14 protein-coding genes are annotated in these 15,493 nt (G+C 62.8%); 9 read left to right on the forward strand and 5 right to left on the reverse strand.

Annotated elements, in window-relative coordinates; all coding sequences use genetic code 11:
* Window positions 1–41: 41 nt before the first annotated feature.
* The gene (locus BJD99_RS06360) at window positions 42–1,541 is read left to right on the forward strand and encodes a molybdopterin-dependent oxidoreductase (protein ID WP_084346341.1); all 1,500 of its coding nucleotides are present in this window, start codon (window positions 42–44) and stop codon (window positions 1,539–1,541) included.
* On the opposite strand, the gene BJD99_RS06365 is transcribed toward BJD99_RS06360, so the two are convergent.
* Both BJD99_RS06365 and BJD99_RS06370 read right to left on the reverse strand, forming a co-directional pair.
* Entirely contained in the window at window positions 1,534–2,466 is a 933-nt protein-coding gene (locus BJD99_RS06365) for an adenosine deaminase (protein ID WP_084345985.1), read from the reverse strand. The genes BJD99_RS06360 and BJD99_RS06365 overlap by 8 nt on opposite strands.
* 10 nt (window positions 2,467–2,476) lie before the next feature.
* Entirely contained in the window at window positions 2,477–3,268 is a 792-nt protein-coding gene (locus BJD99_RS06370; RefSeq protein WP_084345986.1) for an enoyl-CoA hydratase/isomerase family protein, read from the reverse strand.
* Window positions 3,269–3,351: 83 nt separating this feature from the next.
* Here BJD99_RS06370 and BJD99_RS06375 point away from each other — a divergent pair, with 83 nt between their 5' ends.
* The gene (locus tag BJD99_RS06375; protein WP_084345987.1) at window positions 3,352–4,497 is read left to right on the forward strand and encodes an acyl-CoA dehydrogenase family protein; all 1,146 of its coding nucleotides are present in this window, start codon (window positions 3,352–3,354) and stop codon (window positions 4,495–4,497) included.
* A gap of 176 nt (window positions 4,498–4,673) precedes the next feature.
* Here the strand turns inward: BJD99_RS06375 and BJD99_RS06380 are convergent, their stop codons facing one another.
* Window positions 4,674–4,877, reverse strand: coding sequence for a cold-shock protein (locus BJD99_RS06380; RefSeq protein ID WP_068369974.1), 204 nt, complete (start codon window positions 4,875–4,877; stop codon window positions 4,674–4,676).
* A 147-nt stretch (window positions 4,878–5,024) separates the two neighbouring features.
* On the opposite strand from BJD99_RS06380, the gene BJD99_RS06385 reads away from it, so the two are divergent.
* Together BJD99_RS06385 and BJD99_RS06390 are read left to right on the forward strand one after the other, a co-directional pair.
* Entirely contained in the window at window positions 5,025–5,735 is a 711-nt protein-coding gene (locus BJD99_RS06385) for a GNAT family N-acetyltransferase (protein ID WP_084345988.1), read from the forward strand.
* Window positions 5,736–5,745: 10 nt separating this feature from the next.
* Window positions 5,746–6,753 (forward strand): glutathione S-transferase family protein, encoded by a 1,008-nt coding sequence (locus BJD99_RS06390; protein WP_084345989.1) that lies wholly within the window; start codon window positions 5,746–5,748, stop codon window positions 6,751–6,753.
* Here the strand turns inward: BJD99_RS06390 and BJD99_RS06395 are convergent.
* Together BJD99_RS06395 and BJD99_RS06400 are read right to left on the reverse strand one after the other, a co-directional pair.
* Complete coding sequence (locus BJD99_RS06395; RefSeq protein WP_179142245.1) at window positions 6,735–7,127, reverse strand: VOC family protein; 393 nt, start codon at window positions 7,125–7,127, stop codon at window positions 6,735–6,737. The two genes, BJD99_RS06390 and BJD99_RS06395, sit on opposite strands and share 19 nt — an antisense overlap.
* A 32-nt stretch (window positions 7,128–7,159) precedes the next feature.
* Window positions 7,160–7,993: a helix-turn-helix domain-containing protein gene (locus tag BJD99_RS06400; protein ID WP_373270520.1), complete on the reverse strand. Its 834-nt coding sequence runs from the start codon at window positions 7,991–7,993 to the stop codon at window positions 7,160–7,162.
* Window positions 7,994–8,108: 115 nt separating this feature from the next.
* Here BJD99_RS06400 and BJD99_RS06405 point away from each other — a divergent pair, with 115 nt between their 5' ends.
* From BJD99_RS06405 to BJD99_RS06425, 5 genes are all read left to right on the forward strand, one after another.
* Window positions 8,109–8,798, forward strand: a complete 690-nt coding sequence (locus BJD99_RS06405; RefSeq protein ID WP_179142246.1) for a hypothetical protein — start codon at window positions 8,109–8,111, stop codon at window positions 8,796–8,798.
* 37 nt (window positions 8,799–8,835) lie between these two features.
* The gene (locus BJD99_RS06410; protein WP_084346344.1) at window positions 8,836–9,684 is read left to right on the forward strand and encodes an LLM class F420-dependent oxidoreductase; all 849 of its coding nucleotides are present in this window, start codon (window positions 8,836–8,838) and stop codon (window positions 9,682–9,684) included.
* A gap of 91 nt (window positions 9,685–9,775) precedes the next feature.
* On the forward strand, window positions 9,776–10,828 hold the full coding sequence (locus BJD99_RS06415) for an ABC transporter ATP-binding protein (protein ID WP_084345991.1): 1,053 nt from the start codon (window positions 9,776–9,778) through the stop codon (window positions 10,826–10,828).
* Complete coding sequence (locus BJD99_RS06420; protein WP_084345992.1) at window positions 10,825–11,586, forward strand: ABC transporter permease; 762 nt, start codon at window positions 10,825–10,827, stop codon at window positions 11,584–11,586. The genes BJD99_RS06415 and BJD99_RS06420 overlap by 4 nt, the downstream gene beginning before the upstream one ends.
* Before the next feature lie 36 nt (window positions 11,587–11,622).
* Window positions 11,623–15,429, forward strand: coding sequence for an ABC transporter ATP-binding protein (locus BJD99_RS06425; protein WP_084345993.1), 3,807 nt, complete (start codon window positions 11,623–11,625; stop codon window positions 15,427–15,429).
* Window positions 15,430–15,493: the final 64 nt, after the last annotated feature.

Here is a 15,493-nt window from a genome sequence, read left to right on the forward strand (position 1 = left end):
GAAGACCCGGGTCCGGCGAGAGCACCGCTTATCGTGGAGTGATGTTGAAGCGTGCACTATCCGGTCTCCTTGCGGCAGGAGTGATTCTCGGCGTCGGCGAACTCGTCTCGGTTCCCTTCGGCCCGAACTCCTCTCCGTTCTATGCCGTGGGCTCGGCGGTGGTCGACAACACCCCCGAAGCAGTCCGCGAATGGGCGATCGACACCTTCGGCACCTCCGACAAAACGGCCCTCTTCGTCGGGATGTCACTGATCATCGCCGCGCTCGCAGCCCTCGCGGGCATAATGCGCGCTCCACGCGGCGCCGTGCTGTTCGTCGGACTCGGCGCCGCCGGGGTGATTGCAGCGCTGACTCGCACCGGAAACAACCTGCTCGACGCCATCCCGACCGTCACGGGAGTCGCCGTCGGGATCGTGGTGTTGAACGCGCTGATCCGCGCCGCCGAATCACCCGAGCCGACACAAGGTATAAGCAGACGGAGTTTCCTCGGCCTTGCCGTTGCTGCGGGGGCGCTCGCGGTAGTTGCCGGAACCGCCGGCCGGATGATCGGACAAGCCCGCAACGTCACGGCCAACCGCCTCGCATTTCTGCTTCCGACACCGAAACCACAAGTTCCGATCTCACCCGGCGCCGATCTGAACACCACGATGAACATCGACGGCCTTCCGTCATACATCACCCCGAACGAGGACTTCTACCGAATAGACACCGCACTGGTGCTACCGCAAGTGCCATCGAACACCTGGAAACTCCGCATCCACGGCATGGTGGAGCGGGAACTCGAGATCACCTTCGAGGATCTGATGCAACGCGAAGCCGTCGAAAAGACCGTGACCCTGACCTGCGTCTCCAACATCGTCGGCGGCGACCTAGTCGGCAATGCCACCTGGATCGGTTACCCGCTGAAAGATCTTCTAGAAGAAGCCGGTATCCAAGACGGCGCCGACATGGTGCTCTCCTCGAGTTACGACGCGTTCACCGCAGGAACCCCACTGGAGGTGCTGCTCGACGGCCGCGATGCACTGCTCGCAGTCGGTATGAACGGCCAACCACTGCCCGTCCGCCATGGCTATCCAGCCAGACTGGTGGTGCCCGGACTCTACGGCTACGTCTCCGCCACCAAATGGGTCACCGACCTCGAAGTGACCCGATTCGACAAGGTCACCGCATACTGGACCGACCGGGGATGGGGCGAACTCGGACCGATCAAGACCGCCTCACGCATCGACACGCCCCGCTCCGGCAGAACCGTCCAGGCAGGAAAGACCATGATCGCCGGCGTCGCCTGGCACCAGCACCTCGGAATTTCGGGGGTCGACGTCCAGATCGACGAAGGCAACTGGATGCCCGCGACGCTGTCCGAGGAATACTCGAAAGATACCTGGCGGCAATGGGTCCTCGAATGGGACGCGCCACCGGGCAATCACACCATTCGTGCACGAGCCAGCGACGCGAACGGCGACATCCAGACATCCATGACCGCCGACACCGTACCCGACGGCGCAACCGGATACCCGCAAATTTCGGTATCCGTCAGCTGAACGACGCGCGAATCGAGTTGTCGTACAAAATCTCTCGCTCACGTTCGGTCAGACCGAGCTGATCGGTCAGGGCAGCGAAGTTGTCGTCGACGTAGCCGCCGAAGTAAGCCGGATCATCCGAATTCACCGTCACCACGAGCCCCCGCTCGATCATCTGACGAATCGGATGATCGGCAAGCGTATCGACGACCTTGAGCCGAACATTCGAAAACGGACAGACGGTCAATGGAATTTCCTCTTCGACAAGACGATTCACCAACGCCTCGTCTTCCAGACAGCGAACCCCATGATCGATACGTTCGGCGCCCAGTAAGTCCAGCGCCTGCCAGATGTATTCGGCCGGGCCTTCCTCCCCCGCATGAGCAACGACATGCAAGCCTTCCGCCCGCGCACGCGCGAACACATCCACGAACAACGAAGGCGGGAAACCCACCTCCGCCGAATCGAGACCGAGGCCGATGATCGGCGCCTTCATCGCCAACAAATCCTCGAGCAACTTGTTGGCATGCAGGACCGGCTTGTCCCGCAGAATCGAAGCGATCAAACCGCTCGTGACACCGAACTCCCGCTCGCTCGACGCCGCAGCATCGGCCAACCCCTCCACCACCGCCTCCAACGCAACACCCCTGCTGGTGTGGGCCTGAGGATCGAAAAAAACCTCCGCATGCGTGATACCGGCAACCTTGGCACGCGCGAAATACGCCCGCCCCAGATCGGCGAAATCCTCAGCAGTACGCAGCACCGAAGTATTCGCATAATAAAGATCGAGAAACGACTGCAGATCCGTGAACTCGTACAACCCACGCAACTCGTCGATATCCGCATACGGCAACCGAATACCGTTACGCTCCGCGAACTGGAAAATCTGATCGGGCTCCAACGAACCCTCGATGTGCATGTGCAATTCAGCGAGAGGCAAACTCATCCACCCCACACTACTTGCCCGAATAAACCGCCTTACCGGGGCCGTTTTCCAGAAAACTCTTCACCGCACCGCGTAGATCATCCGTCTCGAACAACGCACCCGACACCTCCGACGTGATCTCGTCAGCATGCGCGACACCTCCCGAGCGCCACGCTGCCACAATCTTTTTCGTGGCAGCGTGAGCCACCGTCGGACCGGCGGCCAACCGCTCGACCAGGGAACTTCCTGCCGCGTCGACATCGGGGTGGATGGCGTTGACGACGCCCCACTCACGCATCGTTTCGGCGTCGTACAGATCACCGGTCATGACGAGCTCGCGAGCGCGACCCGAACCTGCCCGTTCGGCCAAGCGCTGCGGGCCGCCCATCGACGGAGTCAGCCCGACGACGGTTTCGACGAGGCCGAATCTTGCCTTGGGCCCAGCGACAATGATGTCGCAGGCGAGGGAAATCTCGAATGCCGCGGTCAGAGTCAGCCCATGAGCGGCGTAGACGACCGGGCACGGCAGCGCCTCGAGCGGGTGGGCGATGTCAGCAAAAAGCTGACGCCACATATCGGCCCCCTGCTGCGCAGTGAGTCCCTCGAAGACCTGCACATCCACCCCTGCGGAATTGACCTTGCCCTCCGCGCGCAGCAGCACCGCGCGCGGCGGGCGTGCAGTCAGATCAGCTACATCCGCGGCGACGGCGTCGAACATCGCCTGATCGAACAAATTGAGCGGTCCGTGATCGAAAGTTAGGACGGCAACCTCGGCGCCGGCATCGGTGAAGTATCGAACTAGCGAAGTGGGGTGGTCAGCCATGTGGTTTAGCGTGCCACATCGCCACAGAAGCAGAAGTTACCAACGGGTACATTTTCCAAGAGAGCCCTTACTTGGAGGAATACATGAAGCGCAGTTTGTTCGACGCGGACCACGACGCGTTCCGCGAATCCGTCCGCGAGTTCGTCACCCGCACCATCACCCCGCGCGAAGAGAAGCTGATCGAACAGCGCTTCATCGACCGCGACATCTGGCTCGAAGCCGGCCGAAACGGGTTCCTGGGGCTCGAGGTTCCAGAAGAATACGGTGGTAGCGGCGCCGAGGACTACCGCTTCAACGCCGTCCTCGGTGAGGAACTCTCCCGCTCGAGCGCGGCAGTAGCGTCGTGCTTCGGCATTCACGTCGACATCGTCGCGCCGTACTTGGTAAAACTGACGACCGAGGAGCAGAAACAGCGTTGGCTGCCGAAGTTCTGCACCGGCGAGTTGCTCACCGCGATCGCGATGACCGAGCCTTCCGGGGGCTCCGACCTCGCCGCGTTGAAGACCACCGCAGTCAGGGATGGTGACGACTTCATCATCAACGGATCCAAGACGTTCATCACCAACGGGAACAGCGCCGACCTCGTCATCGTCGCCGCGCGCACCACGCCTGAGAAGAAGGCGAGGGGCATCACCTTGTTCGCCGTCGAGAAGGACGCGGTGGGGTTCTCCCGTGGACGCAAGCTCGACAAGGTGGGCCAGCCCGAGTCCGACACCGCCGAACTCTTCTTCGAAGATGTTCGCGTGCCCGCGAGCAACATGATCGGCGAATTCGACGGAGGGTTCATCCACATGATGCAACTGCTCCCTCAGGAGCGCATCAGCTGCTCGGTTGCCAATCTTGGGCACACACGACCGATCCTCGAAGAGACACTGCAGTACGCCAAGGACCGTAAGGCCTTCGGCCAGCAAATCGGTTCGCTTCAGTGGAACAAGTTTCTGCTCGCCGAGCTGACCACGAAACTCGATGTGGCGCAGGCATATATCGACAACTGCATCGTCGCTCACGGTGCCGGTGAACTCACTGCCATCGATGCCGCGAAAGCAAAGTGGTGGAGTTCGCAGGTGCAGAACGAGATCCTCGATCACTGCGTGCAGTTGCACGGCGGCTACGGGTTCATGAACGAATACCGAGCGGCTCGCGCATGGAAGGACGCACGCGTCACCAAGATCTGGGCCGGATCGAACGAGATCATGAAGGAACTGATCGGGCGCGATCTCGGGTTGTAGCGCGCACGCGAGTGGGAGTACGACCTGATGGGCCGCACTCCCACTCACCTGAAGTAAAGCCGCACAGCACAAAGGCCGGATACTCGAAGATTTCTCTTCGGATATCCGGCCTTTGAAAACTCGGAGTCGGACAGCTTAAGCCGTCAGCATTTCCGGGTGGCGATCCTTTAGGGGGATCAGATAGCGCGAACGCCGGTGGCCTGGGGGCCCTTCTGGCCCTGTCCAACCTCGAACTCCACGCGCTGACCCTCGTCGAGAGACTTGAAGCCAGTTCCCTGGATCTCGGAGTAATGAACGAACACGTCAGGTCCGCCACCATCCTGCTCGATGAAGCCGAAGCCCTTTTCGCCGTTGAACCACTTAACACTGCCCTGCGTCATACCGTAAACCTTCTGTAGCGAGCTGGACCTTCACGTCGAAGCTCCAATCTCACTCCCGATCATGCCATTCATTTGTCATTTGCGATACGCCGGGGTGAAAAAAGTCTGAAAACTTATTTTTCGGCGAGCCCGGATACCCTTGGCCCGGTGGATTCCCATCATCACGACATTGTCCGACTCGCCTGGTCCCGACGCCTCGGACTGCCCGACGCGGCTATGAAGCCCGGCATCCGATATCTGCAGGTAGACCCCGATGCGACGGAGGTCACGTTCCTGCGCCTGGGGGACGCGAGCGCGCTGGTGGGGCCGGAGCAGGTCTTGGAGGCTGCAGAGCACCGATCCGACGACGAACTGGCCGACCGCGGAACTCTCTCACTGCTGGAGTCGTCGGTGTCCGGACGCAGCCGCGGACCCATCGTCTTGTCCTATGCCGCCGACATCGGCACGACCATCGATCTTCACGACCCACTCATTTCCCACGACCTAGGGCACGTTCTCGCACTGGACGCCCTGTGCGCGCCGGATGACCTACTCAGTGCAGATCTGACGCGCAAGCGGTCGTGGTTCACCCTCCTCTCCGACGATCGCCCGGCAGAGTCCGCCGCGCCCCTGTCCTGCGCGGCGTACCTCGAATGGGAAGGCATTCTCGCCGACGTCGGCGTTCTGACCGCACCGCTCGCGCGCCGACGCGGCAACGCTCAGGTCGTCGCACGGCTCGCAACGAACGACGCGATAGACGAGGGCCTGATCCCCCAGTGGCAGACAAGCACGGAGAACGGGACCGCCCGAAGGCTCGGTTCACGTCTCGGGTACGAGGAATGGGGCGTGTTCATCTCCGTCGAGCTGGGAACTACGTAACGTTGAATCCATGAGCTACGTCGAACCCGGCAAGGAATTCAATAGGGACACCAACTACATCGAAACGCGGATAACCGCCGACGGGCGTGACGGCTACCCCGTCGAGCCCGGTCGCTACCGACTCGTCGCCGCCAGGGCCTGCCCGTGGGCGCACCGATCGATCATCGTTCGTCGTCTGCTCGGACTCGAGGATGTGCTGTCGCTGTCGATTCCCGGCCCGACGCACGACCAGCGGAGTTGGAACTTCGACGAGGAGCCCGGGGGCGTCGATCCAGTGCTGAAGATCGAGCGCCTGCAGGAGGCGTACTTCGCGCGCTTCTCCGACTATCCGCGCGGCATCACCGTTCCCGCGATAGTCGAGATCTCCACCGGCGAAGTCGTCACCAACGACTACCCGCAGATCACCCTCGACTTGTCCACCGAATGGAAGCAGTACCACCGCCCGGGAGCACCGGATCTGTATCCCGAGGCACTGCGCGCCGAAATCGACGAGGTAGCCCAGCGCGTGTTCACCGAGGTCAACAACGGTGTGTACCGCTGCGGTTTCGCCGGATCGCAAGAGGCCTACGACAAGGCATACGACCGACTGTTCACCGCCCTCGACTGGCTCGCCGGACGTCTGAGCGGCCAGCGCTATCTCGTCGGCGACACCATCACCGAAGCCGACGTCCGGCTGTTCACCACGCTCGTGCGGTTCGATCCGGTCTACCACGGCCACTTCAAATGCAACCGCAGCAAACTCAGCGAAATCCCAGTGCTGTGGAATTACGCGCGCGATCTGTTCCAGACACCGGGCTTCGGCGACACAGTCGACTTCGACCACATCAAGCGGCACTACTACATAGTGCATACCGACATCAACCCGACGGGCATCGTGCCCAAGGGGCCGAATCTGCACGGTTGGCTCGAGCCGCACGGACGCGAATCACTCGGCGGTCGACCGTTCGGCGAGGGCACCGCCCCCTCACCGCCCAAGGCCGACGAAGTGGTGCCCGCCGATCATTGGGTTCCGGCATAGGTCCCAAAACTCCAGTGAACGCCCTCGGGGTCGCGGCAAGTGAACCCTCTGCCGTAGTCCTCGTCTTGTAACCCCTGAGTGACGTTGCCACCGGCGGACACGACGCGGTCGTGAATCGCGTCGGGTTCGTCGGTGACGATGTAGACGGACCCGACTCCCGGGGGGAGGCCGCCGAGAGCGCTGCCCTCGCGGACGCTCCCGAGCATCACGCCTCCTCCTGTCGGCCACAGCAGTTCTGCATGGTCGACACGGTCGCCTTCGCCGTAGACGGCCTTCTCCACGAAGCCGAGAACGTCGACGAGGTATCCGATGGCGGCAGGCGCGTCGTTGTAGCTGAGGGTGGGCCAGATCGTTGTTCGAGTGTTGGTGGTCATCTTGGAAGTCATCGTTGTTTCGGTCATGGACATCATCGTGCGCTCCGACTGCCGTCGTGGTCTTGGACAAATGCGAACTCCTCCACTCGACGCCACTGCGACGGAGACATGCCCGCGAACTCACGCCATTCCCGGGCCATGTGCGCCTGGTCGTAGTAGCCGCAGCCTGCAGCGACCTCGGACAACAGAGGTACCGACGGCCTGCGCAGAGCTTGGTGTGAGCGGTGGAACCGCGAAATGCGGGCCGAGTCCTTCGGCGCGACCCCGAACTCGGCGGTGAACTTGTTGATCAGATGTCGCCGGCTCCATCCAACGTTCTGGGCTACCTCACCCACCCGTGCCGAGCCACCCGACCCGACCAACTGCCGCCATGCTTCTGCGAGCGTCGGATCGATGGGCCGTTCTCCCAGATTGCGAGCCAGGATCTCGTCGACAACGTCGAACCGTCTGTCCCAGTCTTCGGTCGCGGCGACTCGATCGAGGAGTTCGCCAGCGCCGGACATGACGTCGCCGAGCTCGACCATCCAGTCCCCGAGCGCGGCAGTGGGGATCCCGAACAGCGCACGGGCACCGGCGGGGGTGAACGACAGCTGAATCCCGTGTTGGTTGCCGTCGTGCGCGATGATGACAGGTTCGGCAGAGATACCACTGGCAAGTGTCTCGAAAGCGCAGGACCCCTGTCGCGGCGAATCCGCGATCTCGAGCTCGGGGCCGATGGCGATGATCACAGTCAGATACGGACTCGGCATCCCGATATGCTCACCGGGCTCGTAACCCGACAGTCGATATCCGCTGTACGACGCGACATACGGACGCAGCCGAGCGCTCGGGGTTCCGCGCGCGCCCTCGGATACACCGGCCACCATTGCAGGGTAGAACCGAATGTGAACGGGTACCAGCGCTCAACGACCGAAAAACAAAGAATTCACATCGATCGGAGTGCGGATGGCGAGCAAGGACAAGAACAAGGATGAGGTCGAGATGATCAAGGAGGGCGGTCGCCTCGAACAGGCGCTCGTGAAAATCCTCGACCACGGCAGCAGGATCCAGGGACCGGCCGTCGAGAAGTACGTCGGGTACATGCGTCGAGCCCATCCGAACGACACTCCCGCGCAGCTGATCGAGCGCCTGGAGAATCGCTTTCTGCTCGCAGTGACCGGAAGCGGAAGCGCGGTGGGTGGCGCCGCAGCGGTACCGGCGATCGGGACCGTAGCTTCCCTTGCTGCAGTCGGTGCAGAGACGGCATTCTTCATCGAATCTTCCGCACTGTTGACGCTGTCGGTGGCCTCGGTGCACGGTATCGCGGTCCACGACCACCAGCAGCGACGTGCGCTCGTCCTGTCGGTCGCGCTCGGCGAATCGGGAATGCAGATCGTGCAGAAGACCGTCGGGACCAGCGCACGTAACTGGGGATCGCTCGTCACCACTCGAATTCCGGGTGGAGCGATGACCAACATGAACAAGTCCCTCGCCAAGAAGTTCGTCTCGAAGTACTTCGCCAAACGTAGCGCTCTGCTGTTCGGCAAACTTCTGCCTGCCGGAATCGGCGCGGTGATCGGTGGAACAGGCAACCGCATGATCGGCAAAGGCGTCATCAAGAATTCACGCGAAGCATTCGGACCGGCACCGCGCGCGTGGCCGGAGACCCGGATCATCGAGCCGGACGAGTAGTCCGCAGGAATTAGAGCCGTGCGCAGCGGTGTTGGTCATGGACATGACCATCACCGTCACACCTGAACTCGGCACGATCGGAATCTGGCGTCACTATTCGGGGATCCCACCCGAGTTGGCCCACACGATCGAAGGAGCCGGTTACGGCGCCATCTGGCTCGGCGGCTCCCCGCCTGCGAATCTGGCCTCGGCCGAGGAGGTTCTCGATGCAACCGAGTCGATCGTCGTGGCGACCGGGATCGTCAACATCTGGTCCGCGGACGCACCGGAGGTCGCAGAATCGTTCCACCGCATCGAGAAGAAACACCCGGGGCGATTCCTGCTCGGTGTCGGTGCGGGGCACCCGGAGGCAACGCAGGAATACAAGAAGCCGTACGAGGCACTGGTCGACTACCTCGATGCCCTCGACGAGGGCGGGGTCCCCATCGGGCGTCGGGTACTCGCGGCGTTGGGACCGAAAGTGTTGAAGCTGTCCGCAGACCGCACCGCGGGAGCCCACCCTTATCTGACGACTCCCGAACATACAGCCGAGGCTCGGGCGATTCTGGGACCGGACAAAGTCCTCGCCCCCGAGCACAAAGTGGTCCTCGACACCGATCCGAAAAGGGCCCGAGACATCGGGCGGCCACCGGTGAACAATCCGTACCTGCACCTGCGGAACTACACCAACAACCTAGAGCGCCTCGGATACTCCAAAGAGGAGATCGGCGACGGCGGCAGCGACCGGTTGATCGATGCCCTTGTCGCCCATGGAAATGCGGCCGCGATCGCCCAGCGACTCGGCCAGCACATCGACGCCGGCGCCTCCCACGTCATCGTGCATGCGTTGCCGGACCAGGCGGATCCGTCCGAGGTGTATCGCGAGATTGCTGCCGCGTTTCTCTGAGCACTCGCGAACGTCGTAACCTGAACCCGGGGTCGGGAAGTTCACTCGATCCCGGGTAGCTCACGTTCGACGATCCGGGGGAATCGAATCCATGACAGGCGGCTACGCAGGGACGAACGGCTTCGCGGTCCACGCACTGCAAGCGCAAGGCCTCACCAAGGTCTTCGGCTCGATTCGCGCAGTGTCCAACCTCAGCTTCGTGGTCCCACGCGGATCCATCACAGGATTTCTCGGCCCCAACGGATCCGGTAAGACCACAACTCTGCGGATGCTGCTCGGCCTGGCGAAACCGAGCGCCGGAGTCGGTCTCGTGGCCGGTGCACCCTTCTCGGCTCTGCGCCACCCGGCTCGCGCCGTCGGTGCCGTACTCGATTCACGCAGTCTGCACCCCAAGCGCACCGCGGCCGGCCACCTCCGCATCTTCACCGCGTCGATCGGTGTGCCCGACAGCCGCGCCGACGACGTTCTCCGACTCGTCGGCCTCGGGGACGCGACAAACCGTCAGGTCGGCGGATTCTCCCTCGGAATGCGTCAGCGACTCGCCTTGGCGACGGCACTCCTGGGCGATCCCGAGATTCTGGTACTCGACGAGCCTGCCAACGGACTCGACCCCGAGGGAATCGCCTGGCTCCGCGACTTTCTGAAGTCCTACGCGGCAGGCGGAAGGACCGTACTCATCTCCAGCCACCTACTCCGCGAAGTCGAGGCGACGGTCGACAATCTGGTGATCATCAGTGGCGGTTCACTGATGTATCAGGGTGGGATCGATCAGCTTCGTGCCTCGCGGCCGAGCCGAACACTCGTTGCCGTATCGGATCCGGCCGCACTCGCCCTGGCACTTGCATCCAACGGAATCACGAACGCACAACTGCTTCCCGACGGCCGACTCGGCGTCGCCGGGAGCGACACGGACACCGTCACGCGCATAGCGTCGGAGTCCGGGTTGACCGTCTTCGGTGCTTCCTACGAGCACGCAGACCTCGAGCAAGTATTTCTTTCGATGACTGCCGGGCAGTACACCGCGACACCCGCGGGCACTATCGGAACGCCTGGGTACGGACCACCACCGGGTTATCCCCAGCCCCCTGCTTACGCTCCTCCCCTCGGTTACGGCCAGTCTCCCTGGGACGGAGGTCGACGATGACTACGTTGATCACCTCAGAGATACGCAAGGTGACCACCCTCAAATTCTGGTGGGCGCTGGCCATACCACCGGTCTTCGTCGGGATCTGCGCCAGCGCGATCGCCGCGTCGATAGCCAACTCCACCTCCGACTACGAGTTCGAACTGTCGGGCGGCTTCGGAATCGTGGGGCTCTACGTCGCCCTCGGGTTCACGATGATGTTCGTCGCGGTGTTCGGAGCGGTGAACGGTGGCACCGAATTCCGGTACGACACGATCACCACATCATTTCTGACCTCGACGAGTCGTGACCGCGTCATCGCCGCCAAGCTGGGTGTCACCGCTCTGTTCGCACTCGGATACGGCCTCCTGGTCGAGATCGTCAGCCTGGTGTGCCTGCTGCTGTTCTCGAGCGAACCTTTCGTGCTGTCCGGCGCGGTGATCGGCATGCTCGCCATGGGGTTGTTCGCCGTCGTCGTCTGGTCCTTGATCGGGGCGGGGCTCGGACTCCTGATGGGCTCCCCGACCTGGCCCGCGATCATCATCGTCGCGTGGTATCCGATCGGCGAACTCGTTGCGACCTCGATAGTGTCGGGTATCGGCCTCGGCAACATCTCGGTGGTGACGCCGTCGGCGGTCACTCTCGCGACGGTCAGTGTGGGCGAGGTCGAGAGCGAATTCTTCATGCCATGGCCGGTGGCGCCGTTCGGCCTGCTCGTGTGGGGTCTCGCCATTGCCGGTGTCGGCTGGCTGCGGACCAGGGAACGCGATATCAGCTGAGAACCATGTCGGTAGCGCGGTCTACCTTTGACCGTGATGTCGACTACCCCTAGCGCCCAACGATCGGTGAGAAGATCCCCTGGCTGGATCCGCCGTCTCGGAGCTCAATGCTGGATTCACCGCCGCACCGCCGCGGGTGCGTTGGCGGTAACCATGATCGCCGCCGTCATCGATATCTCTTTCCCGTTGCTCACACGCATCGCAATCGACGACGCAAGCGCAGGCGAAGGCAGCACCATCGGTGCCATCGCCATCGCGATCGGTGGACTCGGCGTCGTTCGGTTCGGCTGCCAGTTCGGTCGACGATTCCTGGCCGGCCGACTGTCGATCGACGTCCAACACGATCTGAGGCTCGGTCTACTCGCGTCACTGCAACGCCTGGACGGTCGACGCCAGGACGACATCAGAACCGGGCAGGTCGTCTCGCGGACCATCACCGATCTGCAACTCGTTCAGGGGTTGCTGGCGATGGTGCCGTTGTCGGCCGGGGCACTGCTGCAGTTCGTCCTCGCCCTGGTCGTGATGGCGTATCTGTCGCCACTGTTGACCGCAGTAGCACTGTTGATCGTTCCAGCAGTGTCGATCGTCGTCTATCGCATTCGGCCGACCCTGTATGCAGCAACATGGTCGGCGCAACAACGCGCGGGCGACCTTGCCCAGCACGTCGAGGAAACCGTCACCGGAGTGCGCGTCGTCAAAGGTTTCGGGCAGGAAGCCAGAGCGGTCGACCGGCTCGAGAACCTGAGCCGCACACTCTTCGCCGAACGCATGCGCTCGGCCAGAATCAACTCCCGATTCACTCCGTCGATGGCGGCAATCCCCCAACTGGGACTCGTCGGTGTCATCGCACTCGGGGGATACCTCGCCATGACCGACCACATCACTATCGGTACCTTCCTCGCCTTCGCGACGTACGTGGCAACGCTGTCGGCGGTAACCCGCACGCTGTCCTCGGTCATCATCATGGCGCAACTCTCCCGAGCAGCCGTCGAGCGTGTCTACGAGGTCATCGACACCGAGCCTTCGGTCCCCGAGCCCGAGCATCCCACCCACCTCCCCGACGGACCACTGGGAGTGGACCTCTCCGCCGTGACCTTCGGCTTCGAGGAAGAACGCGACGTGCTTCGATCCTTCGATCTCACCGTCGCGCCAGGGGAAAGCGTCGCGATAGTCGGGCACGCGGGCTCAGGAAAGACCGCACTGTCGCTACTGCTCCCCCGCTTCTACAGCCCCCGAATCGGCTCGGTTGCGCTGACGTCGCACGGGAGGACATTCGACGTCGCCGACATCAGCGCCGAGCAACTCCGCGGCGCCGTCGGTCTCGTCTTCGACGAACCGTTTCTGTTCTCGGACACCATTGCCGCGAACATCGCCCTCGGCCGACCCGACGCCACCGCCGAGGACATCGCCCGCGCGGCAACTCTGGCCGAAGCATCCTCGTTCATCGACGCCTTGCCAGACGGTTACGACTCGGTCGTCGGCGAACGCGGCCTCACCCTGTCCGGTGGGCAGCGGCAACGGATCGCACTGGCCAGAGCACTCCTGACCGATCCGCGAATCCTCGTCCTGGACGATGCGACTTCGGCTGTCGATGCAACCACCGAGGCAGCAATATTCGATGCGCTTCGCGCTGGGCGTAAGAGAACAACCCTGATACTCGCGCACCGACGCTCGACGCTGACCCTGGCAGACCGCGTGGCAGTACTCGATGACGGCCGCATCATCGATTCCGGGACAGTCGCCGAACTCGACGAGCGCTGCCCACTGTTCCGCCTGCTGCTCGCAAACGGAGAAGGACACGAAGACATCCCCGCGGGCACCAGCGAAAGAAGTGCCGAGCCGACCGAGGCGATGCTGTGGCCCGAACTCGACAAGCCGGTCGATTCCGCTTCCCACCGCACGCTCACCTCCGCCCCACCGACGGGCAGGGGCAGACCGACATCGGGCTCACTCGGCAATGTCGCATCGACGCCGCAACTGCAAGCTGCAGTCGACGCGTTACCACCGGCAACCGAGGATCCGCATGCCTCCGATGCGGAGATACGAGCCGCGGACCCACATTTTCGACTCTCACGTCTACTGAAACCCGTCCGACTCCTCCTTGCGACCGTCGTGGTGTTGCTGGCGCTCGACTCACTGTCGGCGATTGCTTTTCCCTCGATCGTGCGTTTTGCCGTCGACGACGGAGTCAGCAAAGGGAATCCGAGTGCACTGTGGGCCGCGACAACACTCGGCGTCGTACTCACAGCAGTGGGATGGTTCGTCATCGCCGCGACCACCATGATCACCGCACGGGCCGGAGAACGAGTCCTGTTCGGCTTACGGGTCAAAAGCTACGCGCACATCCAGAGACTCGGCTTGGACTACTACGAACGCGAACTCTCCGGCCGCATCATGACTCGGATGACGACCGACGTGGACGCGCTGTCGTCGTTCATCCAGACCGGTGCATCCACCGCCGTCGTCTCACTGCTCACCGTGATCGGCATCGCCGCCGCACTGCTGGTCACCGATCTCACACTCGGACTCGTCGCACTCGCGGTGGTCCCACCGCTGATACTCGCGACGATCATCTTCCGCAAGGTCTCCGCCGTCGCGTACTCCCAATCCCGCGAACGAATCTCGACCGTCAACGCCGACTTCCAGGAAAACGTCGCCGGACTCCGGTCCGCACAGGCATATCGTCGCGAAGAGTTCGCCGCTACCCAGTTCGCCGAACGTGCCGATCGATACCGTCGGAGCCGGATGCGCTCTCAGCGAGCGATCTCGGTGTTCTTCCCGTTCATCACACTGCTCTCGGACGTGGCATTGGCCTTCGTCGTCTTCGTCGGGGCCCATCAGGTGGCGACCGGTTCGACTTCGGCAGGCACATTCGTCGCGTTCGTGCTCTACCTCGGTCTACTCTTCGGACCGATCCAGCAGCTGTCCCAGATTTTCGACGGTTACCAACAGGCCAGTGTGGGTGTGAGCCGGATCGGCGATCTGTTGCGGACGCCGAGTTCCATCGAGGCCGGCTCGGACACCGACACCGTGCCGATCGAGGGCGGTCAGCTGCGCAGCGATGTTCATCTCGACAATGTGAGCTTTCGCTACGCAGGCGCCCAGACCGATGCACTCACTGAGGTCAATCTCACAATCCCCCTGGGAACCACCGTTGCACTCGTAGGCCACACCGGCGCCGGCAAGTCGACGGTCATCAAATTGCTGGCCCGTTTCTACGATCCGACGTCAGGTTCGGTTCGTGTGGGAGGCACCGATCTGCGTCGATATCGGCTCTCCGAATACCGTCGCCGACTCGGAGTCGTACCGCAGGAAGCGCACCTGTTCACCGGCGATGTAGCAAGCAACATCGCCTTCGGACGCCCCGATGCGAGCCGTGCCGACATCGAATCCGCCGCCCGCGCGGTCGGGGCTTTGGACATCATCGCCGGACTTCGTAGCGGTATGTACCAGCCGGTCGGTGAGCGCGGGCAAGGCTTGTCCGCCGGCCAAAGACAGCTGATCGCGCTGGCCAGAGCCGAATTGGTCGACCCCGACCTATTGCTCCTCGACGAGGCGACAGCCACGCTCGACCCCGCTACCGAGCGAATAGTTCTCACGGCGAGTGACGCCGTGCTCCGCAAGCGGACCTCTGTCGTCGTGGCGCACCGGCTGGCGACTGCGGCGCGCGCCGACATGATCGTCGTCGTGGACTCCGGACGTATCGTCGAGGTAGGCACACACGATCGTTTACGCGCTCGCGGAGGCTTCTACACACAGCTGTGGAATGCGGCCGAAACACGAGGAGGGAATAAACCGATAGACCGAGGAGTCATCAGCAATGAAGCCGATAGTTACTCGTGAGTACTTATCACGGCTCCGTCCCGGGCGCTTGCACATACCGGGAGCGGGTTAGCCTGGCTATGTA

The organism is Rhodococcus sp. 1163 (genome assembly GCF_002091985.1).
Classification (GTDB): Bacteria; Actinomycetota; Actinomycetes; order Mycobacteriales; family Mycobacteriaceae; genus Rhodococcoides.